The 23,319-nt window shown below is 65.7% G+C and carries 23 protein-coding genes and 1 tRNA gene; 10 read left to right on the top strand and 14 right to left on the bottom strand.

Features of this window, described 5'->3' with window-relative positions; genetic code table 11:
• Nucleotides 1–91: 91 nt before the first annotated feature.
• The gene (locus AC24R4_RS13115) at nt 92–559 is read left to right on the top strand and encodes a hypothetical protein (protein WP_487523212.1); all 468 of its coding nucleotides are present in this window, start codon (nt 92–94) and stop codon (nt 557–559) included.
• Nucleotides 556–1,044, top strand: coding sequence for an RES family NAD+ phosphorylase (locus AC24R4_RS13120; protein ID WP_487523213.1), 489 nt, complete (start codon nt 556–558; stop codon nt 1,042–1,044). Before AC24R4_RS13115 ends, AC24R4_RS13120 begins: the two co-directional genes overlap by 4 nt.
• Here the strand turns inward: AC24R4_RS13120 and AC24R4_RS13125 are convergent.
• From AC24R4_RS13125 to AC24R4_RS13135, 3 genes are all read right to left on the bottom strand, one after another.
• Nucleotides 1,037–1,849, bottom strand: coding sequence for a transporter substrate-binding domain-containing protein (locus tag AC24R4_RS13125; protein ID WP_092594904.1), 813 nt, complete (start codon nt 1,847–1,849; stop codon nt 1,037–1,039). The genes AC24R4_RS13120 and AC24R4_RS13125 overlap by 8 nt on opposite strands.
• Before the next feature lie 205 nt (nt 1,850–2,054).
• Nucleotides 2,055–2,963 (bottom strand): glutamate/aspartate ABC transporter substrate-binding protein, encoded by a 909-nt coding sequence (locus tag AC24R4_RS13130; RefSeq protein ID WP_153946775.1) that lies wholly within the window; start codon nt 2,961–2,963, stop codon nt 2,055–2,057.
• A gap of 116 nt (nt 2,964–3,079) precedes the next feature.
• Nucleotides 3,080–4,357: a D-amino acid dehydrogenase gene (locus AC24R4_RS13135; protein WP_400395433.1), complete on the bottom strand. Its 1,278-nt coding sequence runs from the start codon at nt 4,355–4,357 to the stop codon at nt 3,080–3,082.
• 183 nt (nt 4,358–4,540) lie between these two features.
• Here AC24R4_RS13135 and AC24R4_RS13140 point away from each other — a divergent pair, with 183 nt between their 5' ends.
• Both AC24R4_RS13140 and paeA read left to right on the top strand, forming a co-directional pair.
• On the top strand, nt 4,541–5,503 hold the full coding sequence (locus AC24R4_RS13140; RefSeq protein ID WP_487523214.1) for a LysR family transcriptional regulator: 963 nt from the start codon (nt 4,541–4,543) through the stop codon (nt 5,501–5,503).
• A 97-nt stretch (nt 5,504–5,600) separates the two neighbouring features.
• Nucleotides 5,601–6,926 carry a polyamine export protein PaeA gene (paeA, locus tag AC24R4_RS13145; RefSeq protein WP_400397063.1) on the top strand — a complete coding sequence of 442 codons (1,326 nt, stop codon included), beginning with the start codon at nt 5,601–5,603 and terminating at the stop codon, nt 6,924–6,926.
• Nucleotides 6,927–6,956: 30 nt separating this feature from the next.
• Here the strand turns inward: paeA and AC24R4_RS13150 are convergent, their stop codons facing one another.
• From AC24R4_RS13150 to AC24R4_RS13165, 4 genes are all read right to left on the bottom strand, one after another.
• A complete protein-coding gene (locus tag AC24R4_RS13150) occupies nt 6,957–7,409 on the bottom strand; it encodes a hypothetical protein (protein WP_487523215.1) in 453 nt (150 codons plus the stop codon).
• Nucleotides 7,410–7,562: 153 nt separating this feature from the next.
• Nucleotides 7,563–7,652 (bottom strand) — tRNA-Ser (locus AC24R4_RS13155).
• 84 nt (nt 7,653–7,736) lie between these two features.
• Nucleotides 7,737–9,044, bottom strand: coding sequence for a serine--tRNA ligase (serS, locus tag AC24R4_RS13160; protein ID WP_153946823.1), 1,308 nt, complete (start codon nt 9,042–9,044; stop codon nt 7,737–7,739).
• Nucleotides 9,045–9,187: 143 nt separating this feature from the next.
• On the bottom strand, nt 9,188–10,552 hold the full coding sequence (locus AC24R4_RS13165; protein WP_400395879.1) for a replication-associated recombination protein A: 1,365 nt from the start codon (nt 10,550–10,552) through the stop codon (nt 9,188–9,190).
• A 230-nt stretch (nt 10,553–10,782) separates the two neighbouring features.
• On the opposite strand from AC24R4_RS13165, the gene AC24R4_RS13170 reads away from it, so the two are divergent.
• Together AC24R4_RS13170 and AC24R4_RS13175 are read left to right on the top strand one after the other, a co-directional pair.
• Nucleotides 10,783–11,466 (top strand): hypothetical protein, encoded by a 684-nt coding sequence (locus AC24R4_RS13170; protein WP_153946770.1) that lies wholly within the window; start codon nt 10,783–10,785, stop codon nt 11,464–11,466.
• A gap of 161 nt (nt 11,467–11,627) precedes the next feature.
• The gene (locus tag AC24R4_RS13175; RefSeq protein WP_400393231.1) at nt 11,628–11,798 is read left to right on the top strand and encodes a hypothetical protein; all 171 of its coding nucleotides are present in this window, start codon (nt 11,628–11,630) and stop codon (nt 11,796–11,798) included.
• A gap of 49 nt (nt 11,799–11,847) precedes the next feature.
• Here AC24R4_RS13175 and AC24R4_RS13180 read toward each other — a convergent pair whose 3' ends face one another.
• From AC24R4_RS13180 to AC24R4_RS13190, 3 genes are all read right to left on the bottom strand, one after another.
• The gene (locus tag AC24R4_RS13180) at nt 11,848–12,282 is read right to left on the bottom strand and encodes a hypothetical protein (protein ID WP_400393233.1); all 435 of its coding nucleotides are present in this window, start codon (nt 12,280–12,282) and stop codon (nt 11,848–11,850) included.
• Between the two features lie 61 nt (nt 12,283–12,343).
• Nucleotides 12,344–12,979, bottom strand: a complete 636-nt coding sequence (gene lolA, locus AC24R4_RS13185; protein WP_400393235.1) for an outer membrane lipoprotein chaperone LolA — start codon at nt 12,977–12,979, stop codon at nt 12,344–12,346.
• Between the two features lie 128 nt (nt 12,980–13,107).
• On the bottom strand, nt 13,108–15,441 hold the full coding sequence (locus AC24R4_RS13190; RefSeq protein ID WP_400393237.1) for a DNA translocase FtsK: 2,334 nt from the start codon (nt 15,439–15,441) through the stop codon (nt 13,108–13,110).
• Nucleotides 15,442–15,622: 181 nt separating this feature from the next.
• Between AC24R4_RS13190 and trxB the strand changes: the two genes are divergently transcribed.
• The 3 genes from trxB (at nt 15,623) to AC24R4_RS13205 (ending at nt 18,012) form a co-directional block, all read left to right on the top strand.
• A complete protein-coding gene (gene trxB / locus AC24R4_RS13195) occupies nt 15,623–16,576 on the top strand; it encodes a thioredoxin-disulfide reductase (protein ID WP_400393239.1) in 954 nt (317 codons plus the stop codon).
• 115 nt (nt 16,577–16,691) lie between these two features.
• A complete protein-coding gene (locus AC24R4_RS13200) occupies nt 16,692–17,357 on the top strand; it encodes a Smr/MutS family protein (protein WP_400393241.1) in 666 nt (221 codons plus the stop codon).
• Nucleotides 17,358–17,364: 7 nt separating this feature from the next.
• On the top strand, nt 17,365–18,012 hold the full coding sequence (locus AC24R4_RS13205; protein WP_400393243.1) for a trimeric intracellular cation channel family protein: 648 nt from the start codon (nt 17,365–17,367) through the stop codon (nt 18,010–18,012).
• A gap of 60 nt (nt 18,013–18,072) precedes the next feature.
• Here the strand turns inward: AC24R4_RS13205 and glnK are convergent, their stop codons facing one another.
• Together glnK and AC24R4_RS13215 are read right to left on the bottom strand one after the other, a co-directional pair.
• Nucleotides 18,073–18,411, bottom strand: coding sequence for a P-II family nitrogen regulator (glnK, locus tag AC24R4_RS13210; RefSeq protein ID WP_006162803.1), 339 nt, complete (start codon nt 18,409–18,411; stop codon nt 18,073–18,075).
• 116 nt (nt 18,412–18,527) lie between these two features.
• Nucleotides 18,528–20,618 carry an NAD(+) synthase gene (locus tag AC24R4_RS13215; protein WP_400393244.1) on the bottom strand — a complete coding sequence of 697 codons (2,091 nt, stop codon included), beginning with the start codon at nt 20,616–20,618 and terminating at the stop codon, nt 18,528–18,530.
• A gap of 165 nt (nt 20,619–20,783) precedes the next feature.
• Between AC24R4_RS13215 and AC24R4_RS13220 the strand changes: the two genes are divergently transcribed.
• Nucleotides 20,784–21,983, top strand: a complete 1,200-nt coding sequence (locus AC24R4_RS13220; protein WP_400393246.1) for a GNAT family N-acetyltransferase — start codon at nt 20,784–20,786, stop codon at nt 21,981–21,983.
• Nucleotides 21,984–22,007: 24 nt separating this feature from the next.
• Here the strand turns inward: AC24R4_RS13220 and AC24R4_RS13225 are convergent, their stop codons facing one another.
• Together AC24R4_RS13225 and ppa are read right to left on the bottom strand one after the other, a co-directional pair.
• Nucleotides 22,008–22,583 carry a cytochrome b gene (locus tag AC24R4_RS13225; RefSeq protein WP_487523216.1) on the bottom strand — a complete coding sequence of 192 codons (576 nt, stop codon included), beginning with the start codon at nt 22,581–22,583 and terminating at the stop codon, nt 22,008–22,010.
• Nucleotides 22,584–22,719: 136 nt separating this feature from the next.
• Nucleotides 22,720–23,247, bottom strand: a complete 528-nt coding sequence (ppa, locus tag AC24R4_RS13230; RefSeq protein WP_400394202.1) for an inorganic diphosphatase — start codon at nt 23,245–23,247, stop codon at nt 22,720–22,722.
• Between the last annotated feature and the right edge of the window lie 72 nt (nt 23,248–23,319).

The following is a 23,319-nucleotide window of genomic DNA, read 5'->3' on the forward strand; positions in this document are numbered from 1 at the left end:
GGCCGGAATGCCGCGATCATACGTGAAACGCGGCGCCGGGCGACAGGTTGGCGGTTTTCGTCTTACGGGAATGATGCAGACGGAGGTGGTCATGAAGATGAAGGAAACGTACCTGCAGGTCGACGACCTGTCAGGAAACGGCGGCGACGCGCCCGGGGCAGGCACCATGCAGGACGACGTCCCGGTGCCGCGTATCAAGGCAAGCGAAGTGGTGGCGCTGGCGCGGGACATGGGGGTATCGAAGAAGAAGCTCATCCGGGCGCTGGGGTTCGACCGGGGGGAGATCATGCGGAAGACGCGCAACGACGAATACCTCGACGCGCAGCAGAGCGAACTGGTCGGGCACATGCTCGGCATCATCGCCACCCTCAACCACTTCTATTTTGACGGCACGCACGACCATACCTCGCTGGCGGCCCGGCGCGAGTGGGGCGAGTATCTCGACTGGGAACCGTTCTCCCTGGGCTATCGCCCGGTTTCCGAGTTTCTGCGGACCATCGAGGGACAGGAACAGGTGGCGAGCGAAATCCACGCAGGCTTCTATGGGATGTGCCTATGACCACCGTATGGAGAATTGCCACGGAAGCGGCGTCGCACCCCGCGGACGACATCAGCGGAGACGGTGCATACCGGCATGGGGGCCGATGGAACCGGCGCGGGACGTCGGTGCTGTACTGCACCGGCTCGGTCGCCCTGGCCTGTCTTGAAACACTGGCGCATGTGCGGAAAGGCAAGCCGCCGGCGAACAAGTATCTGGTCCGGCTGGACATACCCGACGAGCTTTGGCAGAAAGCCTGCAAGCCACCGGCCGACACCATCCCGGTCGGCTGGGACGCCGTGCCGCCAGGCAAGACCAGCCACGACTTTGGCGAACAATGGATTGCCGAGGCCCGGTCGGCAATCCTGGTCGTGCCGTCGGTGATCGCGCCGGAGGAATGCAACATCCTCATCAACCCGTATCACGTTGACTGGCAGCGCATCCGGAGCCGGAAGCTCCGCAAGTGGGTCTACGACTTCCGGCTGTTGCGGCGGCTCTTTACTTGAGCGGCTTGGTCACGTCCGAGCCGAACCACTTGTTCGACAGCTTGGCCAGCGTGCCATCCTTGCGGAGGTCGTCCAGCGCCTTGTCGATGGCTGCGGCGAACTTCGGATTGTCCTTGCGGAACGGGATGGCCACTTCGCTGTTGGCGCCCGGCAGCACGGCACCGGGGCGCAGCGGCAGGTTGGCCTGCTTGATCAGGTAGTTGACCATCAGGCGGTCATTGAGCGCAGCGTCCACGCGCTGGGCGGCCAGATCGCGCAGGTATTCGGGGGCGCCGGGGTAGGTCTTGACGTCGATGCCCGGCACGGACTTGGCCAGGTCGTTGTAGTTGCTGCCCAGGCTCACGCCGAGCTTGTGGCCCTTGAGCGCGTCCAGCGATGCAAACTCGCGCTTGTCGTCCTTGCGCTGGATCAGTTGGGCCGCCGAATAGACGTACGGCGTCGAGAAGTCCAGCACCTGCTTGCGCTGGGGCGTGACCGAGACCTGGTTGACGATGATGTCGAACTTGCCGGCTTGCAGGCCCGCGATGATCGCGCTCCATTCGGTCGTCACGAATTCGGGCTTGACGCCGAGCTTGCCGGCCACGGCGCGCGCGACTTCGACATCGAAGCCGTCCAGTTCATTGTTGGCGCCGCGATATCCGAACGGCGGGTAGGTTCCTTCCAGGCCAACCTTGAGCACGCCTGCCTGTTTGACCGTGTCCAGCAGGTCGGCGGCTTGTGCAGCCGTCGCGGCAAGGCCAGTGGCGCCAGCTACCAGGGCGGTAGCCAGCAGGGACTTGAACCAACCCGATCGAATCGTTCGCATATGTTCTCCAGTGGGATGCGGTTTGCGTGCCGGTGCCCCTTTTGAGGGAAATCCGACGGCTCTATGAGCCTATAACGGGCTCCAAGGTACCGCAAATACTATCGATGGCGAAATAACGATTCGATATGGCTATATAACCAATTCTGCACAGCGGGCAACCCGCCCTATGCGAACGCGGGCGGCGGGCCACCGGCTGGCTGGCGACTTACTGGAATGCCTTGTCGTTCGGCTCCGCAAACAGCTGCTTCATTTCCGGCGACAGCGCGTAGTTCATATTGATGTTGCGCGGCGGGATCGGCTGCAGGAACCACTTGGTGTAGAGCTTTTCGGCACGGCCGCTCTTCTGGATATCGCTCACCACGCCGTCCACGAGCTTCTTGAACGACGGATCGTCCTTGCGGAACATGCAGGCATAGTTCTCGGTCTGCAGCGGCGTACCGGCCACGACCCAGTCGGCGGCGTTCTTGGCCTTGGTGCGTTCGCCGTACAGCAGCGGTTCGTCCATCACGAACGCCACGGCGCGGCCCGATTCCAGGATCAGGAAGGCCTGGCCATGGTCCTTGGCGCTGGTCAGGTTCATGTTCATGCCTTCGCCGTTCATCTTCACCAGCAGGCGCTCGCCGGTGGTGCCAGCCGTGGTCACCACGTTCTTGCCCTTGAGCTGCGGGAAATCGGTCACGCCCGAGTCCTTCTTGGTCAGCATGCGGATGCCGTAGATGAACAGGCTGTTCGAGAAGGCCACCTGCTTCTGGCGCTCGGTGTTGTTGGTGGTGCTGCCGCACTCGATATCGATCGTGCCGTTCTGTACCAGCGGGATGCGGTTCTGCGACGTGATCGGGGTCATCTTGACCTGCAGGTTCGGCATGTTCAGCGTCGACTTCACCTTGTCGACGATGGCCAGCAGGTAGTCGTGCGAATAGCCCATCACCTGGTTGCCGTCCGAATACGAGAACGGAATGGACGATTCACGATATCCCAGCGAAATCACACCGCTGTCCTTGATCTTCTTGAGCGTATCGCCATCGGCGGCGTGGGCGCCGGCGGCGGCACCGGCCAGCACGGCGGCAGCCAGCAGGCGGTGGATGGGGGTCGAACGGACAGACAGTGACTTCATGGTTCGCTCCTTCAAGGGGCTTGGTTTAATAGACTTCAGATCGAGGCAATCTCACTACCCAACGTACTGCTCAACTTCCAGCACAACCCGTGTTGCGTCCGCCTGGCCCCAGGGCCTCAGGCCGCCGCTGCACTGAAATCTTCCGCGTCGATGGCCGGCGTGCGGCCGGCCAGCCGGTCGGCCAGCAGGCCCGCGCTGCCCATGGCCAGCGTAAAGCCGAGCGCGCCATGGCCCAGGTTCAGCCACAGGCCGCGCAGGCGCGATTCGCCGATCATCGGCAGGCCGGTCGGCGTGGCCGGGCGCAAACCGGCCCAGGGCTGCAGCCCATCGAGGTCGGCGCCGTTCATCACGTTGCCGAACACCGCGCGCGTCTGCGTGACCAGCGTCTGGGCCCGCTCGCGGTCGATGACCGCGCCGCCGCGCACGATATCGGCCATGCCTGCCACGCGCAGCGTATTGCCGATGCGCGCGTAGACGATCTTGTTGGCGAAGTCCGTCACGCTGATGTGGGGAGCCCGCGCGCCATCGGCAATCGGCACCGTGATGCTGTAGCCCTTGAGCGGCCACAACATGGGCCGGATGCCGGTCGGCCTCAGCAGCGGCACGCTGCCGATACCGCCAGACACGATCACCACATCGGCGACGATATCGCCATGATCGGTGCGCAGCCCGGTCACCCGGTCGCCGCTGCGCACCAGTTCGGTCACCCGCGTGCCAAACTTCAGCGTCACGGCCGGGTTGCCTTGCAACAGATGGGCCAGCGACACGCAGAACAGATGGCAATCGCCCACTTCTTCGCTCGGCGTATAGATGGCCCCGGCGATGTCCTCACGGATGCCCGCCAGCGCCGGCTCCAGCGCCACGGTGGCATCACGGTCCAGCGCCTGCTGCTCGCAGCCCAGGCTGGCCTGGTAGTCCAGCAAGCGGCATGCCGACGCGTACGCTGCCGCGTCGCGATGCACCACCAGCTTGCCGCGCCGCGCAAAATCGAATCCCCCCCCCTCCTCGCGCGCCTCGGGCCGGTTCACGAACGCCTGCATCAGGTCGCGCGAATAAAAGGCCAGCCGCAACAGCTTGCGCGTGGTGGCCTCGCTGGTCGTGGCATTGCACGCCTGCACGAAGGCCATCAGCCAGCGCCATTGGTCGGGGTCCATCGACGGCCGGAAGCGCATCGGCGAATCGCGGTCGAGCAGCCAGCCCGGCACCTTCGACAGCACGCCCGGCCCGGCCAGCGGCGCCACATAGCTGTAGCTGAGCTGGCCACCGTTGGCAAAGCTGGTTTCCTCGCCGGGACCGTCGTGGCGTTCGACCACCGTCACCTCATGGCCATCATTGGCCAACCGCCACGCGGTAGTCATGCCCACCACCCCGGCACCCACGATCGCTACGCGCATCTGACTTCGCCCTTGCCTTCCCTTTCCAACGATGGGGCAGAGCGTAGAACACTGCGCACGGCTTGCCCAATGCCAATACGTGCCAGAATATGTCTCCAGGCTATAGGTAGCGCCACCCGGGTCTACCCGTAGTGCAAAGCACCATTTTTCGCACCAAACCGGTCATTTTCGGGCACTACAACGATGCGTTTGCGTCAGATCGAGGTTTTTCGCGCCGTCATGCTGACCGGCACCGTCAGCGAGGCCGCGCGCCTGCTCCATGTCTCGCAACCCGTGGTGACGCGCGTCCTGCAGCATGCCGAGGCCTCCTTGGGCTTCCGGCTGTTCGACCGGCAGCGCGGCCGGCTGCAGCCCACCCCCGAGGCGCAGGCCCTGTATGGCGATGTCGAAAGGCTATATGGCGAGATCGAACGGGTGCGGCGCGTGTCCGAAAGCCTGCGCCACAAGGGCGCGGGGCGCCTGCGCGTGGCCGCCACGCCCAGCCTGGCCAACCCGCTGCTGGTGCCCGCCGTGCGCCGCTTCTGCGCGCGGCACCCCGACACCCAGGTGCAGGTGCTGACCCACCACACCAACGAAATCGTGGCGGCGCTGCTGGCCAACCAGATCGACGTGGGTTTCGCGTTCTCGCCGCCCCGGCACGAGGCCATATCGAGCGTGCCCGTGGCCACCGGCCGCATGCTGCTGGCCGTTCCGCGCGCCCAGCCGCTGCCGGCCGGCGGCAAACGCGGCGTGGTGCCGATCCGCAAGGTGCTGGAGCGTCCGTTCATCGGCTATGACGACGACAGTTCGCTGGGCCTGCTGGTGCGTCAGACACTGGCCCGCCATGCGCTGGAGCCCCATTCGACGCTGGAGGTGCAAACCTATTCGCTGGCGCTGGCCCTGGTGGACGCCGGCCTGGGCCTGACGTTGCTGGACCAGTACACGGCGCTCAGTGCCAATCCGGCCCATGTGGCGCTGCACGATGTCCAGCCCGAGCTGGGTTTCGAGATCCAGATGCTGCGCGCCAGCCATCGGGGCGCATCGAGCCTGGTGGACGATATGCATGCCCAGTTCGCCGCGGCGGCGCAGGCCCTGGATGCCACGCTGGATCACAGGCTGGAAGCCCCGGCCGCGCAGTTCGACGCGACGGTCCGGCAGGCGCCATGACATCGAACAAACGCCGGACAGACATTGCGCAGACAATTGACAGCGCACCACGGCGTACACCATCATCAATCCGCCCCGACGGGCGCGTGACCTTCCTATGTTCGTCCTGACCCTAGTCCTGCTGGTGCTGGTGAGCGCGTTCTTCTCGATCTCCGAGATCGCCCTGACCGCGGCCCGGCGTACCAAGCTCCAAGTCCTCTCCGATCGCGGCGACCGCCGCGCCACCAAGGTATTGCTGCTCAAGGAAGAGCCCGGCAACTTCTTCACCGTCGTGCAGATCGGCGTGAACAGCGTGGCGATCCTGGCCGGTATCCTGGGCGAGAAACACGTCTCCGACCTGCTCTTCGACGCCCTGCTGCCCTGGCTCAGCCCCGACATCGCCCAGCGCGTGGCCAATATCGGATCGTTCCTGGTGGTGACGCTGCTGTTCATCCAGTTTGCCGACCTGATTCCGAAGCGCGTGGCCATGACCTTCCCCGAGACCTGCGCGGTCCACGTGATCGGTCCGATGCTGACGATGCTGAGGCTGTTCAAGCCCGTGGTGTGGGTGTTCAACGCGGCCGCCGACGCGATGCTGAAGCTGCTGGGCATCCCGACCAAGCCCGTGGACCAGATCACGACCGAGGACATCGCGGCCATGGTCGATGCCGGCGCCGAGGCCGGCGTGCTGCACAAGCACGAGCTGCACCTGATCGAAAACGTGTTCGAACTGGACTCCAAACCGATCACCGCGATCATGACCCCGCGCGACGACGTGGTGTTCCTGACGCTCGACGAATCGGCCGACAGCGTGCGGCGCAAGCTGGTCAAGCAGCCGCACGCGCAGTACCCGGTCTGCGGCAAGACCATCGACGACGTGCTTGGCTGCATGGATTCCAAGGACATCCTGCAATTGCTGCTGGCCAACGAGAACGCGTCGGTGCTGGACGACATCGGCAAGCACTACGACAAGAACGTGCTGGTGATCCCGGACACCCTGACGCTGTCCGAGTCGCTGACGCGCTTTCGCGAGATGCACGAGAGCTTTGCCGTGGTGATGAACGAATACGGGCTGGTGGTGGGTATCGTCACGCTGGACGATATCGTCGGCGCGGTGATGGGCGACATCCTCTACTCGGCCGAGGACGAACAGATCGTGCGGCGCGACGCCACGTCGTGGCTGGTGGACGGCCTGACGCCGCTGGTGGACCTGAAGAAGGCGCTGGAACTCGATACGCTGCCCGGCGAGGACTACGTCGACACCGCGGCCGGGCTGGTCATCTATTCGCTGAAGCGCATCCCGAAGAAATCGGAGTCGATCAGCGTGGCGGGCTTCCGCTTCGAAGTGCTCGACATCGACCATCACAAGATCGACCAGTTGCTGGTGTCGCGGCTCGGTGCAAGGCAGGGTCAGCCCGCGGAACCGCCGCGGGGCCTGGCCTGACCGGGCAGCCTGCCGCTTGCCGTGCCAGGCTCAGCACTGGCCGCGCAACTGCTGCTCGCGCAGCCGCCGGTACTGGTCGCTGGCCTGCTCGATCGACTGCCGCGTGTGGCGCTGCTGCATGTCGGTCTCCAGCGCACGCATCTGGTCGGCAATCGCACCGCACATCAACGCTTTCGAGGCGGGCTGCTGCTGGACGGCGGCCTGATCGGCCTGCGCGGCCCTGGCCTTGTTGGCAGCCCGTGCCTGGGCGCCGCTGTCCAGAATCGACTGCTCCTGCTGAAGCACCGAGTCATCCTTGCCAATCGTGGAGAAATTGCCACCCATCGAGCTGGTGACGTTGGCATAGCCGGCCGGGCAGGCGGCCGACTCGGTATAGAGCGTGCTGGCGCCCTGCTGGCATTTGGTCGTGGCAAGCGCCTCGCCGCCGGCAAGCGCGCCCAGCATGGCGATGACCATCACGAAACGTCCCCGAACCGCGTGCATGTCGTTACCTCTGTTGTTGTTTGCACGCAAGGTAACACGGCGGATTCGAACGCACAAAAACAAAACCGACGTCTGCTTTCACAGTACGTCGGCTTGAGTTTTACTACGCTGTTTTTGTCTGCCGGTGGTCGAATCAGTCAGCAGCTTCTTGTTTGGCGGAGAGGGTGGGATTCGAACCCACGGTACCGTTGCCGGTACGCCTGATTTCGAGTCAGGTACATTCGACCACTCTGCCACCTCTCCGGTAACTTGGTCGTTGCGTTAGCAGCGAAACCAAGATTATAGGGACATTGCCATCTGCTGCGCAAGCCCCTTTGCACAAATTTTTTACGCTTCCGGCTCCAGGCGCTCGATGCCGCCCATGTACGGCTGCAGCGCCTTGGGCACGGTGAGCGAACCATCGGCGTTCTGGTAGTTCTCCAGAATGGCCACCAGCGTGCGGCCCACGGCCAGGCCGGAACCGTTCAGCGTATGCACCAGTTCCGGCTTGCCCTGGCCGGCGCGGGCACGGGCCTGCATGCGGCGGGCCTGGAAATCGCCCATGCTGGAGCACGAGCTGATCTCGCGGTAGGTGTTCTGCGCCGGGATCCACACCTCGATGTCATAGGTCTTGGTGCTGCCGAAGCCCATGTCGCCAGTACACAGCACCACGGTGCGGAACGGCAGTTCCAGCTTCTTCAGGATCGCCTCGGCGTGGCCGGTCATCTGCTCCAGCGCGTCCATCGACTGGTCGGCCGGCACCACCTGCACCATCTCGACCTTGTCGAACTGGTGCTGGCGGATCATGCCGCGCGTGTCCTTGCCGTACGAACCGGCTTCCGAGCGGAAGCACGGCGTATGGGCCACGAAGCGCAGCGGCAGCTTTTCGGCCGCGACGATCGCATCGCGCACGATGTTGGTCAGCGGCACCTCGGCAGTCGGGATCAGGTAGAAGTTCTCGATCGTGTCCTGGCCGTCCTCGCCACCCACCTTGCGCGGCACCTTGAACAGGTCATCCTCGAACTTCGGCAGCTGGCCCGTGCCACGCATCGACGCGGCATTGACGATGTACGGCACGTACATCTCGGTGTAGCCGTGTTCCAGCGTGTGGGTATCCACCATCAGCTGCACCAGCGCGCGATGCATACGCGCCACGCCGCCACGCAGGAACGAGAAGCGCGAGCCGGTCACCTTCGAGGCCGTCTCGAAGTCGAGACCCAGCCGGGCGCCGACGTCGACGTGGTCCTTCACCTCGAAATCGAACGTGCGCGGCGTGCCGACGCGGCGCACTTCCACGTTCTGGGTTTCGTCCTTGCCCACCGGCACGCTCTCGTGCGGCAGGTTCGGGATCGACATCATCGCGTCGTTGAGCTGGCTCTGGATCTGCGCCAGGCGCTCGGCCGACGCCTTCAGCGTGTCGCCGATGCCGGCCACTTCGGCCATCGGGGCCGAGGCGTCCTCGCCCTTGCCCTTGAGCATGCCGATCTGCTTGGACAGCGTGTTGCGACGGGCCTGCAGGTCCTCGGTCTGGGTCTGCAGCTGCTTGCGTTCGGCCTCCAGGGCCTGGAACGTGGCCACGTCGAGTTGAAAGCCGCGCGTGGCCAGGCGCTGGGCCACGGCGTCGATGTCTTTACGGAAAAGCTGGATGTCGAGCATGTTGCAATCGGTGTGCAGTGCCGGCGACATGCCGGCGAACGCGACATTTTACTGCACCGGCATGGCCGCACAGCACCGAATCTGCCCGGATTTCCTGTGCTTTTCGGGCGTTCGGCGCCCGATCCTGCCCGCGAACGGCCCGCTCAGCCCTTGTTGCCGTCTTCCGGCTTGCCCCCGCTGCCCCGGTTATCCCGGTTATCCCGGTGCCAGGCGGCGTCCAGGTCGCGCAGATGGCGCAGCTTGTCGCCAATCTTGCCCTCCAGCCCGCGCGGCGTGGGCTGGTACCAGTCCTGGCGGCGCAGGTCGTCCGGCAGGTAGTGCTCGCCGGCCGCATAGGCCTCCGGTTCGTCGTGCGCGTAGCGGTAGGCGTGGCCGTAGCCCAGTTCCTTCATCAGCTTGGTCGGCGCGTTGCGCAGATGCACCGGCACCGGGCGCGACTTGTCCTTCGACACAAAGGCGCGCGCCGCGTTGTAGGCGTTGTAGCCGGCATTCGACTTGGGCGCCACGGCCAGATAGATCAGCGCCTGGGCCAGGGCCAGCTCGCCTTCGGGCGATCCCAGCCGCTCGTAGGTTTCCGCCGCATCGAGCGTGATGCGGGCGGCGCGCGGATCGGCCAGGCCGATGTCTTCCCACGCCATCCGCACGATGCGGCGCGCCAGGTAGCGCGGATCGGCGCCGCCATCGAGCATGCGGCAGAACCAGTACAGCGCGCCATCGGGGTCGGAGCCGCGCACCGACTTGTGCAGCGCGCTGATCTGGTCGTAGAACGCGTCGCCCCCCTTGTCGAAGCGCCGCAGGTTCTCGGACAGCGCGCTGCCCAGCAGCGCCGTGTCGATCGTCTGCACGCCGGCGTTGCGCGCGGCGCGCACCACGATTTCCACGTTGTTGAGCAGCTTGCGCCCGTCGCCGTCGGCCGACGCGACGATCAGGCCCATCGCCTCGTCGTCCCACTGCACACCGCCCAGCTCCTCGCTGGCGCGCTGCACCAGCTGCTTCAACTCCGCCTCGTCCAGGGTCTTGAGCACGTAGACCGCGGCCCGCGACAGCAAGGCGCCGTTGACCTCGAACGACGGGTTCTCGGTGGTGGCGCCGATAAACACGAACAGCCCGCTTTCCACATGCGGCAGGAACGCGTCCTGCTGGCTCTTGTTGAAGCGATGCACTTCGTCCACGAACACCAGCGTGCGGCGGCCATGGGCGCGGTACTGTTCGGCACGCTCCACCGCCTCGCGGATGTCCTTGACGCCCGACAACACGGCCGACAGCGCGATGAATTCCGCGTCGAATGCATTGGCCATCAGCCGCGCCAGCGTGGTCTTTCCCACGCCGGGCGGGCCCCACAGGATCATCGAATGCGGTTCGCCGGAGGCAAAGGCCACGCGCAGCGGGCGGCCGGCGCCCAGCAGGTGCTGCTGGCCGATGACTTCGTCGATATTGCGCGGGCGCAGGCGCTCGGCCAGCGGCTGTCGGGAACGTTCAGGAGGGCCGGAAAACAGCGAATCCGCCACGGTACGGGAGCCTTTGTCGTGTGGTAGCGCCGCCACAGGCGGCACGGAACGCCACAGTGTAGACGATCGGGGCCGGCGCGATCGGTTTGCGTCCGCCCCTAAAGTCGGCTCCGGATCTGCCGATAACGTCCAATGGCCCGCGTTTCATGCACGCGGGAAGGTCGACGCCGGCACAACGACCGGCGGCTCACTTCAGAACCACTCACTGTTTGCGAAATTCGGGGATTTGTATGCTGCGATACCGCATGCTGATGTTCAAGCTGAACCGGCTGGCGAACAAGAACAAGCTCAACGGCGTGGAAGAAATCTCGCTGGCTGGCCAGTTTGCCGAACTGATCGAATCGCAGGAAGAAGCCGATCAGGTCATCACCGACCTGTTCGAGCATGAGAACGCGCACGTGCGCCGCATCGGCCTTGCCGCCATCCGCCGCTCCCGGCGCTACGGTGGCCGCCTGCTGCAGGCGGCGCTGCTGCGCCGCATGATCGACGTGGAAGGCTGGATCCGCCATGACGCGGTCTGGATTGTCCAGGAAGCCGACATGGACGGCGCCGAAGTGCGCGCTTCGCTGCGCCGCATCGCCGCCAACGTCAAGCTGCCGCAGGACGCCGTGCGCGCCAAGCAGAATCCCGCCGACGGCATGCTGCACGCGGCCGTGCGCGCCCGCCAGTATCTCGATGTGCTGATTGCGCGGTCAGCGGCCGCTCACAACGAGGCGCTCGCGGCTGGCGGCGGGCTGGCCGGCGCTACCGATGGTAAGCCATATGCCCAGGATTCGGTCGGTCATATCCGCGCCGTCCACCGCCAGTTGCAACGCAAGCTGGCCGGTCGCAAGCTCAAGAGCAGCACCAAGCTCAAGTTCCGCAAGGTGGAACCCCGTTACGACGAAAACGACAACCGGCGCTTCCTGCTCTGACGGGCGCCCCGGTGGAGTCATTGCGCGGTGCAGCAATGAGCGCGCTTGTGGTCCGATCTGAATTCTTTTGAAATGGGGCGCGCCGGGATGGGGGCGCCGTACCATGGCTGGCAGCCGGCGCGACCGCACCGGCCTGACCGGATCAGGAGGACACCACTGCCATGGCCATCACCACCCGCATGCGCAAGAAGAAGCAGTACAAGAAAGCCGTGCTGAAGCTGCGCGCCGCCATCAAGCGCGGCAATGAAGAGGCGATCCGCATCCGGCGCGAACAATTGCAGGCGCTGCCCAAGCCGCGCCAGCGCTACGCCCGCGAGTCATTGTCGACGTAGGGGCCAGCCTCACGGGCTGCCCTGGCGCGTCAGTGGCGCGCGTAGCCCGTCAGCCCTTGGCCCGTTCGGTCAGGGTCTTCATCGCATCCGCGGGCAGCGGCCCGTGGCAGCTGCGCTCGCCATTGGCCTGCCCAACGATCAGCCAGACCTTGTCGGGGGAGCCCGCGGGGTGCAACACCCATGCCGGGCCGCGCGCCGTGTTGCTGGCGGGCAGGTCTTCCAGCACGCCGTTGTGCGGAGACTGCAGCAGCGTGGCACATTCGCCCTGCCCGATGCGCGTGGCCTTCAGGAAGTCGGAATTGCCCAGCACCTCGGGCAGCGCAGTGTCCGAGCCGCGCAGGAACGCATCGACGTCGAACTTGCTGGCCTGGCTGTGCGCGCAGGCGGACAGGACCAGCGCGGCGGCCAGCGCGCCACCCGGGGCGGCCAGACGGGATACCGGGCGCAGGCTCGGCAGTCGGGGGAAGGCGGGGGCGTCTTTCATGGCTGTCCTCTGGCGTCTTTGTGGCTCTGTTTCGCGCTGTCTCGCTTCTCGGGCGCGCGCCTTACTGCTTCATCACGTCGGCGCCCTTGGGTACCGTGAAGCGGAAGGTATCCGCGGGCAGCGACGGATTCTTCTGGATGGCCGTGAACGTCAGCAACGTGGTATTGCCGAACGCGTCGCGCAGCTCCATCGCTTCGAGGTTGCCGCTCTTGAAGCCAATGCCGATGCGCTCGAACTGCGTGTCCTTCGACTTCGGCGTCAATTCCAGCCATTCCACGCCATCGCGCGTGGCGCCGTTCTTCACATCGAAGTTCTTCGACAGGTCGTTGCTGCCGAACAGGATGGCCGCCGGGCTGGAGCCCAGCGCGTTGTCCAGCTTGCGCTCGGTGACCTGGTTCAGGTCCTTGTCGTAGATATAGAGCGTCTGGCCGTCGGCCTGCAGCAGCTGGTCATAGGGCTTGGTATAGCGCCAGGTGAACTTGCCCGGACGCGAGAAAGCGAAGGTGCCGCTCGACGTGCCGGCCACCTTGGCGTCGCCCCCCTGCCCCTTGATCTGCTTCTGCGTGAATTCGCCCCGGGCGGTCTTCACACTGGTCACAAAGGTCTGCAGCTGGTCGGTGGCGGCAGCGTGCGCGGCCGGCACGGCGGCCAGCAATGCCAACGACGCGCACAGCGGCGCGAGAATGCGATGTCGCATGGATCGTTCCCTTACGATTTGGCTGATGTCCGATTAGAGCACGCCCCGGATCGGCAATTCCGCGACAGGCTGTGACGGGCGTAACGGTATATTACCCGTCACTTCAGTTTGTGCGGAATGCTGCGGCGTCAGTCTTCGGCCGTGGCGCTGCTGCCGGCCGGCACCAGGATGTCGCGGTTGCCGTTGCCCGACATGGCCGAGACCAGACCGGCCTTTTCCATATCCTCCAGCAGCCGTGCGGCGCGGTTGTAGCCGATGCGCAGATGCCGCTGCACCAGCGAAATCGACGCCCGGCGGTTCTTGATCACCACTTCCACGGCCTGGTCATAGAGCGGATCGGCCTCCCCGCCGCCTGCGCCGCCGATGCCGGCGCCACCGCCCAGGCTGTCGCCGGCGCCATCGCCATCGACCAGCCCGCCTTCGAGGATGCCCTCGATATAGTTGGCCTCGCCGCCCTCCTTGAGCTTGTCGACCACGCGGTGGACTTCATCGTCGGACACGAACGCGCCGTGCACCCGCACCGGCATGCCGGTGCCGGGCGCCAGGTAGAGCATGTCGCCCATGCCCAGCAGCGCCTCGGCGCCCTGCTGGTCCAGGATCGTGCGCGAATCGATCTTGCTGCTGACCTGGAACGCGATTCGTGTCGGCACATTGGCCTTGATGAGGCCGGTAATCACGTCCACCGACGGCCGCTGCGTCGCCAGCACCAGGTGCAGGCCGGCGGCACGGGCCTTTTGCGCGATGCGGGCGATCAGCTCCTCGACCTTCTTGCCCACCACCATCATTAGGTCGGCCAGTTCGTCGATCACGATGACGATCGTCGGCAGCTTGTCCAGCGGCTCGGGGGCGTCCGGCGTCAGGCTGAACGGGTTCGGAATCTTCTCTTCCTTTGCCGCGGCCTCGTCGATCTTCTTGTTGTAGCCGGCCAGGTTGCGCACGCCCAGCTTGCTCATGAGCTTGTAGCGGCGCTCCATCTCGCCCACCGCCCAGTTCAGCGCATTGCCGGCCTGGCGCATATCGGTCACCACCGGGCACAGCAGGTGCGGAATGCCCTCGTAGACGCTCATTTCGAGCATCTTCGGATCGATCAGGATCAGGCGCACCTGGTCGGCGCGGGCCTTGTATAGCAGCGACAGGATCATCGCGTTGATGCCCACCGACTTGCCCGAGCCCGTGGTACCGGCCACCATGCAGTGCGGCATCTTGGCCAGGTCGGCCACCATCGGCTTGCCGGCAATGTCCTTGCCCAGCGCCATGGTCAGGCTCGACACGCTCTCGTTGTAGACCTGCGAGCCCAGAATTTCCGCCAGGCGCACGGTCTGGCGCTTCGGATTCGGCAGTTCCAGGCCCATGTAGTTCTTGCCTGGGATCGTCTCGACCACGCGGATCGACACCAGCGACAGGCTCCGCGCCAGGTCGCGCGCCAGATTCACCACCTGGCTGCCCTTCACGCCCGTAGCCGGCTCGATCTCGTAGCGCGTGATCACGGGGCCCGGATAGGCGGCCACGACCTTGACCTCGACGCCAAAGTCCTTGAGCTTCTTCTCGATCAGGCGCGACGTGTATTCCAGCGTCTCGGCGCTCACCGTTTCCTGCTGGGTCGGCACGGCGTCCAGCAGCGACAGCGGCGGCAGGTCCGTATCCTGGATATCGGCAAACAGCGGCTGCTGTTTCTCGCGTTCCACGCGCTCGTGCTTGGGCACGGCCTGCTGGCGCACGATCTGCACCGGCGCAGCTTCTTCGTGCTTCACGCGCTGCACTTCAACGGTTTCGGTACGTTCCACCTTGGCGGCCGCGCCGATGATGCGGTCCTGCTTCTTCTCGCGGCGGGCCTTGAAGCCCATGAACAGCGTCTCGACAAAGCCGCCCACGTGCTCGGCCACCGACAGCCACGAGAAATGGAAGAACAACGACAGGCCGATGGCAAAGATCAGCAGCAGCAACAGCGTGGCGCCCGAGAAACCCAGCGCCAGCTGCAGCCAGCCGCCGAGCAGGTCGCCCAGTACGCCACCGGGGGCGCGCGGCAGGGCCGAGCGCAGCGGATACATGCGGATGGCTTCCAGGCCCATGCTGGACACCAGCGTCAGCGCAAAGCCGATCCAGCTGACGGCGGTGCTGTGCTGGGGTTCCGGCACGCGCTCGGGCAGCTCGGCCGTCAGCACGCGCCAGCCGCGCCAGCAGCGGCGCATCAGCAGCACGCTCCACCAGTAGGCCGAAAAGCCGAAGATGAAGAAGAGGATGTCGGCCACCCAGGCGCCCACGCGGCCGCCAAGGTTGCGGATATCGGACACCTGGCTGGCATGCGACCAGCCGGGGTCCGCCTTGCTGTAGCTGGCCAGCACGCACAGGAAGCCGAGCGTCACGGCAAGCAGCAGGAACCAGCGCACCTCGCCAAGCAGCTTGCCGATGCGCGATGGAAGTGCCGACGGGTCGGTCCGGGTAGTCGTGGTAGCGCGAGCCATGCGTCAGGGTCTGTTCGATCGTGCGAAGTGGACGATGGCGGCCATTTTAACCTCGGCTGCCCCTATCGCCTTCATTGGAATTTGCAACAGTCGGCAAACGCCGCGCCACATATAATGGCGGTTTCGAGTGACACCGGGGCGAATGCCGCACCGGCTCACTTGCTGTCTACAGGAACGCATCATGTCCGCAAAACACGCAAAAGTGCTGATTCTCGGGTCCGGCCCGGCCGGCTACACCGCCGCCGTCTACGCGGCCCGCGCCAACCTGAACCCGGTGCTGATCACCGGCCTGGCCCAGGGCGGCCAGCTGATGACCACGACCGACGTGGAAAACTGGCCCGCTGACGCTAACGGCGTCCAGGGCCCGGACTTGATGCAGCGATTCCTGGCGCATGCCGAGCGTTTCAACACCGAAATCATTTTCGATCACATTCATACGGCCAACCTGACCGAGAAGCCGATCCGGCTGATCGGCGACGCCGGCGAGTACACCTGCGACGCGCTGATCATCGCCACCGGCGCCTCGGCACAGTACCTGGGCCTGCCCTCGGAAGAAAGTTTCATGGGCCGCGGCGTGTCCGCCTGCGCCACCTGCGACGGCTTCTTCTACAAGAACCAGGAAGTGGCCGTGATCGGCGGCGGCAATACGGCCGTGGAAGAGGCGCTCTACCTGTCGCATATCGCCAGCAAGGTGACCGTGATCCACCGCCGCGACAAGTTCCGCGCCGAGCCGATCCTGGTGGACCGCCTGCTCCAGCGCGTCAAGGAAGGCCGCGTGGAACTGCGCTACGACCATACGCTCGACGAAGTGCTGGGCGACCAGTCCGGCGTGACCGGCCTGCGTATCCGCAGCACCAAGGATACGACGAAGACCGAGGATCTCAAGCTTTCGGGCGTGTTCGTGGCCATCGGCCACAAGCCGAACACCGACCTGTTCGTGGGCCAGCTGGAAATGCATAACGGCTACATCGTGACCAAGAGCGGCCTGTCGGGCGATGCCACGGCCACCAGCATCCCGGGCGTGTTCGCCGCCGGTGACGTGCAGGATCACGTCTATCGCCAGGCCATCACCAGCGCCGGCACGGGCTGCATGGCCGCGCTGGACGCCCAGCGTTATGTGGAAGCACTGAAGTAACTTCGCGCCGGCCGGCCGCTGGCCGGCCCTGGCGCAACGCCTACGGGGACGCCCGCCTTGCAGCGGCCGTCCCCGTTTTCCTTATAATCGGTGCCGAGATTTCAGAGATTCTGCTATGTCGCAAGGCGCCAAAACCCCACCCAAGCGATTCGGCCTGCACGATCTGGCCGTGGTGCGTGACGGCCTGAAGGCCGATGCCGAGCGCCGCGAGGCCGAACGCAAGGCTGCCGAGGCCGCTGCCCGGCGGGCCGAGGAAGAGGCCAATGTCTTCCGGTCCAGTATCGGCTCGGTCAGTTCCCTGCGCGACCGCAACCGCGTGCAGCATGCCGCCAAGGCCCCTGCCCCCATCCCGGTACAGACCCAGCTCAATGACAAGGCCGTGCTGGCAGCGTCGCTGTCGGACGAATTCGACGTCGAGAACCTGCTCGATATCGACGAGACCATGTCGTTCCGCCGGCCCGGCATCGGCGAGGATGTGATCAAAAAGCTGCGCCGTGGCGAGTGGGTGCCGCAGGACAAGGTGGACCTGCACGGCCTGCGCAGCGACGAAGCTCGCGAGGCGCTGGCCAGTTTCCTGCGCCGCTCGGTACGCAACGGCGTGCGTTGCGTACGGGTGATCCACGGCAAGGGCATCGGCTCGCCGGACAAGCTGCCCGTGCTGAAGGGCAAGGTCCGCAGCTGGCTGGTGCAGAAGGAAGAAGTGATCGCTTTCGTCCAGGCCCGCGAGTCGCAAGGCGGCGCGGGCGCCCTGATGGTTCTGCTGCGCCAGCCCAAAGCCTGACGCCCCTATGCACTTTCACCTGCCGTTCGATCTGCTGATGGGGCGGCTGCCCCTGATCCTCCATGTCATGGAGATCACCGGGGTACTGGCGTTCGCCGTGTCGGGCGTGGTCGATGCCCGCAAGCAAAGGCTGGACGCGGTGGGCACGTTCATCGTGGCCTTCGCCACCGCCTTTGGCGGCGGCACCGTGCGTGACGTGCTGCTGGACCGGCGGCCGTTCTACTGGGTCGAGCACGAATACTACGTGCTGCTGATCTTTGCGATGTCGATTGGCGCGGCGATGGTGTTCCGGGTGGTCAGCACCGTGGCGTCCGACCGCGCGATGCTGGTGGCCGATGCCATCGGCCTGGGGCTGTTCTCCGTCACGGGCACGTCGCTGGCGCTGGTGGCGCAGATGACCCCGACCGTGGCCGTGATGATGGGCATCATCTCCGCCGTGTTTGGCGGCGTGCTGCGCGACGTGCTGTGCAACGAAGTGCCGATGATCCTGCGCGACCGCTCGCCCTATGCCAGCTGTTCGTTCGTGGGCTGCTGGGTCTACGTGGGGCTGACGTGGCTGCGCGCCGACCAGGAGGTGGCGCTGCTGTCCGGCGCGCTGGTGACGATGGGAATGCGGCTGCTGTCGGTCCAGTTCGGATGGAAGCTGCCGAGTTAGCCGGGCACAGGCATAAAAAAACCGGCCCATAAGCCGGCTTTTCGTCAAACGTGGTGTCGCTCAGACCGCCGCTTCGTCCTGTTCGCCGGTACGAATGCGGATCACGCGTTCGATTTCGGTCACGAAGATCTTGCCGTCGCCAATCTTGCCCGTGTGGGCGGCCTTGACGATGGCATCGAGAACGGTGTCCAGCTGGTTCTCAGCCACCACCACTTCGATCTTGATCTTCGGCAGGAAGTCGACCACATACTCGGCGCCGCGGTACAGCTCGGTATGACCTTTCTGGCGGCCAAACCCCTTTACCTCGGTCACCGTCAGACCGGTCACGCCCACGTCGGCCAGTGCTTCGCGCACTTCGTCAAGCTTGAACGGTTTGATGATGGCGGTAATCTGCTTCATGGCTGGCCTCTGTCTCTAAAGGTGTCGGAAGATGTCAGATTCTAGCCCGAAACACCACACGCCGATTGCGGGAAGTCCCACATTGCCCGCAATCGGCGTGCCAGACGCCGTCACCATCAGTCCGCCTGGTCCGGAATCCGGGCCAGATCGCGTACCCACACGACCGACTCGCCGTCGCTGGGCGCCCGCCAGTCGCCGCGCGGCGACAGCGAGCCGCCCGACCCCACCTTGGGCGCGTTCGGGATGCACGACCGCTTGAACTGGCTGGTCCGGAAGAATCTGTCGACGAAAATCCCGAGGATGCGCTTGATTTCCGGCAGTTGATAGCTGTTACGGGCGACATGCGGACCGTTCGGCCAGGTGCCGCGCGCCACGTCGCCCCAGGCGTGCAGCGCCAGGAACGCGACCTTGGACGGCGCATAGCCATAGCGCAGTGTGTAGTACAGGTTGAAATCCTGCAGTTCGTACGGCCCGATGATCTGCTCGGTCTTCTGCCCAGGCGCCTCGTCCTGCCCCTTGGCGGCGGGGGCGCTGGGCACCAGTTCGGGGCTGATATCGGTATCCAGCACCGCCAGCAGCACGTCCTCGCCCCCCTCGCCGATCTGGCTGGTCTCGGCCACCCAGCGCACCAGGTGGCTGATCAGCGTCTTGGGCACGCTGGCGTTGACGTTGTAGTGCGACATGTGGTCGCCCACGCCATAGGTGCACCAGCCCAGCGCCAGTTCGCTGAGATCGCCGGTGCCGATCACGATCGCGCCGTTGTGGTTGGCCAGCCGGAACAGGTGGTTGGTGCGCTCGCCGGCCTGCACGTTCTCGAACGTGACGTCATAGACCGGCTCGCCCCGTGCATAGGGGTGATCCAGATCCTTCAGCATGGCCAGGCAGCTTGGCCGGATGTCGATCTCACGCGCCGTGCAGCCCACGGCCTGCATCAGTTCGCGCGCCTGCTTCAGCGTGCGGTCGCTGGTGGCGAACCCCGGCATCGTATAGGCCAGGATATTGGCGCGCGGCAGGCCCAGGCGGTCCATCGCCTTGGCGCAGACCAGCAGCGCATGCGTGGAATCGAGCCCGCCCGACACGCCTATCACCACTTTCTGGATGCGGCTGGACGACAGCCGTTGCACCAGCGCCTGTACCTGGATGTTGTAGACCTCCATGCAGCGTTCGTCGCGGCGGCGCGGGTCGGCCGGCACATAGGGGAATCGCTCGACCTTGCGCTCCAGCGGCAGCGCCTCAGCGGTCGGCAGTGCCATCTGGAAAGCCACCACGTCGAACTTCTGGACCTCTTCCTTGTGCCGGCGCACCGACTGGCCGAACGACGTCTGGTGCATGCGCTCGCGCGACAGGCGCTCCAGGTCGATATCGGCGAACAGCAGGTGCGAGGTGTCGGCAAAACGCTCCGATTCGCCCAGCAGCTCGCCGTTTTCGTAGATCAGCGCCTGGCCGTCCCAGGCCAGGTCGGTGGTGGACTCGCCCTTGCCGGCCGACGTGTAGAGGTAGGCCGCCAGGCAGCGCGCCGACTGCTGCGACACCAGCTGATGGCGGTAGCCCGACTTGCCGACCACGATATTCGACGCCGACAGGTTCACCAGCACCGTGGCGCCGGCCAGCGCCGCAAACGACGACGGCGGGATCGGCACCCAGACGTCCTCGCAGATTTCGGCATGGAAGCGGAAGAACGGGATGTTCTCGATCTCGAACAGCAGGTTCGCCCCGAACGGCACTTCGGCGCCCAGCAGCGACACCGTGTCGACGGCCGCACAGTCGGCGCTGCTGAACTGGCGCGCCTCGTAGAATTCCCAGTAGTTCGGCAGGTAGGTCTTCGGCACCACGCCCTGCACCACGCCGTTGGCCACCACCACGGCGCAATTGAACAGCTGGTGCTCCACCAGCACCGGCATGCCGACGATCATGGCAGCCCCGATGCCGGCCGAGGCTTCGACGATGGTCTGCAGCGCCAGCTCGCATTCGCGCAGCAGCGCGCGCTGGTGGAACAGGTCGTCACAGGTATAGGCCGGCAGGCCCAGCTCGGGAAACGCCACCAGCACGGCGCCGCCGTCGGCGGCCTGGCGCGCCAGGGCAAGGGTCTGTTCGGCGTTGTAGGCGGGATCGGCCACGCGGCACTCGGGCACGCCAACGGCCACGCGCGCAAAGCCGTGGGAATAGAGGTTGAAGAAGGGGTGCGTGGGGTGCGTGGGGTGCGTCATGTCTGGACCCGTACCGGGAAGGCACGTCGGGGGAGTGGACATCGGAAAAGGGATATGCGCATTCTACGACGCCCTGCGCCAGGCCGGCGTCAGCGTCACGCTGACGACGCCTGCAGCACAATTTCAATTCCGGTAGACTCGCCCGGGACCTATGCCCACCCGTCCATGAGTGATTCGCGCCCCAACTACCGCACGGAAATCGTGCTGGACCTTGCCGAAATCGAAGCCGCCGACTGGGACGCGCTGCAGGCCGCGCAGGCCGAACCCACGCCGTTCCTGCGCCACGCCTTCCTGCACGCCATGCACGCCAGCGGCAGCGCCACCGACGCCACCGGCTGGTCACCCCGCTTCCTGACGCTCTGGGTGCCCGACGGCAACGGCCCGGGCCGCGACCGCCTGGCAGCGGCCATGCCGCTCTATGCCAAGTCCCACTCGTATGGCGAATACGTGTTCGACTGGGCCTGGGCCGACGCCTATCGCCAGCACGGGCTCGACTACTACCCGAAGTGGCTGGCGGCGGTACCGTTCACGCCGGTGCGCGGCGCCCGGCTGCTGGCCGAGGACGACCTGGCGCGCACGGTGCTGCTGCGGTTCGCGCTGGCGCTGGCCGAGGAAAGCCAGCTGTCGTCGCTGCACATCCTGTTTCCGTCCGACCACGAGGCCGACCTGATGCAGGAGGCCGGCATGATGATGCGCCACGGCGTGCAGTTCCACTGGACCAACCCGGGCTACGCGGACTTCGACGCCTTTCTGGCCACGCTGTCGCAGAAGAAGCGCAAGAACATCCGCGCCGAGCGGCGGCGCGTCGCCGAGGCCGGCATCACGTTCCGCCAGTTGCGCGGCGCGGCGATCGACGACGCGGCCTGGAAGTTCTTCAACCGCTGCTACCGGCAGACGTACCGCGAGCACCATTCCACACCCTACCTGAACCTGGATTTCTTCCGGCGCATTGGCGCGGCGATGCCGGAGAACCTGCTGCTCGTCATCGCCACGCGCAACGGCGCCGATATCGCCAGCGCCCTGCTGGTCTACGATGCCGATCCGGCGGTCAGCACGCTGTACGGCCGCTACTGGGGGGCGCTGGAACACCACCCGTGCCTGCATTTCGAGACGGCCTACTACCAGCCGCTGGAGTTCTGCATCGCCGAGGGCATCGGCACGTTCGAAGGCGGGGCGCAGGGCGAGCACAAGATGGCGCGCGGCTTCCTGCCCGTTGCCACCCGTTCGGCGCACTGGCTGGCCCATCCGTCCTTTGCCGACGCCGTGGAACGCTTCCTGGAGCGCGAGCGCCAGGGCATGGATGCCTACCTGGACGAGCTGAACGACCGCAATCCGTTTGCGCGGCCGGCGGGCGGCGGCGACTGAGGCACACCGGGCCCGCCTGCCAGTCTATCGGCGCGGCAGCATCCGCCGCATCGTGTTGTCGCCCAGCATGTAGTGGTGGAACAGCGCGGCCATCGCGTGCAGGCCGATCACCAGATAGAAGGCGTTGCCGATTGTCTCGTGGATCTCGCCCAGCCAGTCCTTGAGCGCGGCGTCGGGCGCGATCAGCGGCGGCAGGCCGATGCCCGTGCCCGGCAGCATCAATTCGCGTCCGGCCGCGTTCATCATCAGGATGCCAAGGATGGGCTGCGCCACCAGGAACAGGTACAGCAGGCCATGCACGGCCGCGCCGGCCAGCTGGCCCAGGCGCGGATACGCTTCGGGCGCCGGCGCACCGCGCACCGCACGCCAGAGCAGGCGCGGCACGATCAGCGCCAGCACCAGCGCGCCGGACCATTTGTGGACTTCCATGGCCACCATGCGCGCGGCGGTGCCCTTGTCGGTAAAGCCGCGCAGTTCAATGGCGGCGTACGCCACGGCCACCAGCACGAACATCAGCCAGTGAAATGCGATGGCCACCGCGTCATAGCGGGCGAATGCGGCCGCGTCGGGCGCGGTCGCGGTGCCGTTGTGAACAGGCATCGGTACTCCATTTGCTTGTGGGGATGGGCCGGAAGCTTAGCGTCCGGGCCCCGCGCGTCGCTTTGCCGCCGATCATTCCCAACAAAAAACCCCGCCATCGGGCGGGGTTTTCCTCGGACCATCGGCAGCGACGCGATTACTTCTTGAAGTTCGCCACGCCGTCGGTGATTTCCTTGTGGGCTTCCTCGATGCCGGCCCAGCCTTCGACCTTGACCCACTTGCCTGCTTCGAGTGCCTTGTAGTTCTCAAAGAAGTGCTGGATCTGGTCGAGCGTATTTTGCGCCACATCCGACAGGCCCTTGATGTGGGCGGTGGCGGGGCTCAGCTTGTCCACGGGCACGGCCACCAGCTTGGCGTCCACGCCCGACTCGTCGGTCATCTTCAGCATGCCCAGGGCGCGGCAGCGCACGACGGCGCCGGCCAGGATCGGGAACGGGGTCAGCACCAGCACGTCCACCGGGTCGCCGTCGCCCGACAGCGTCTGCGGGATGAAGCCGTAGTTGGCCGGGTAGCGCATTCCCGTGCCGATGAAGCGGTCCACGAACAGCAGGCCGGTTTCCTTGTCGGCCTCGTACTTCACCGGATCGCTTTGCGCGGAGATCTCGATGATGACGTTGAAATCGTTGGGAAGGTCCTTGCCCGGGGAGACGAGGTTGAAGCTCATGCGAGTTCTCCGAATACCTGTGGAATGGGATGGGCGGCATTATAGCGGGTCGGCCCTGACCGCAGCCTGACA

The sequence above is a fragment of the Cupriavidus sp. CER-90 genome (assembly GCF_057652055.1).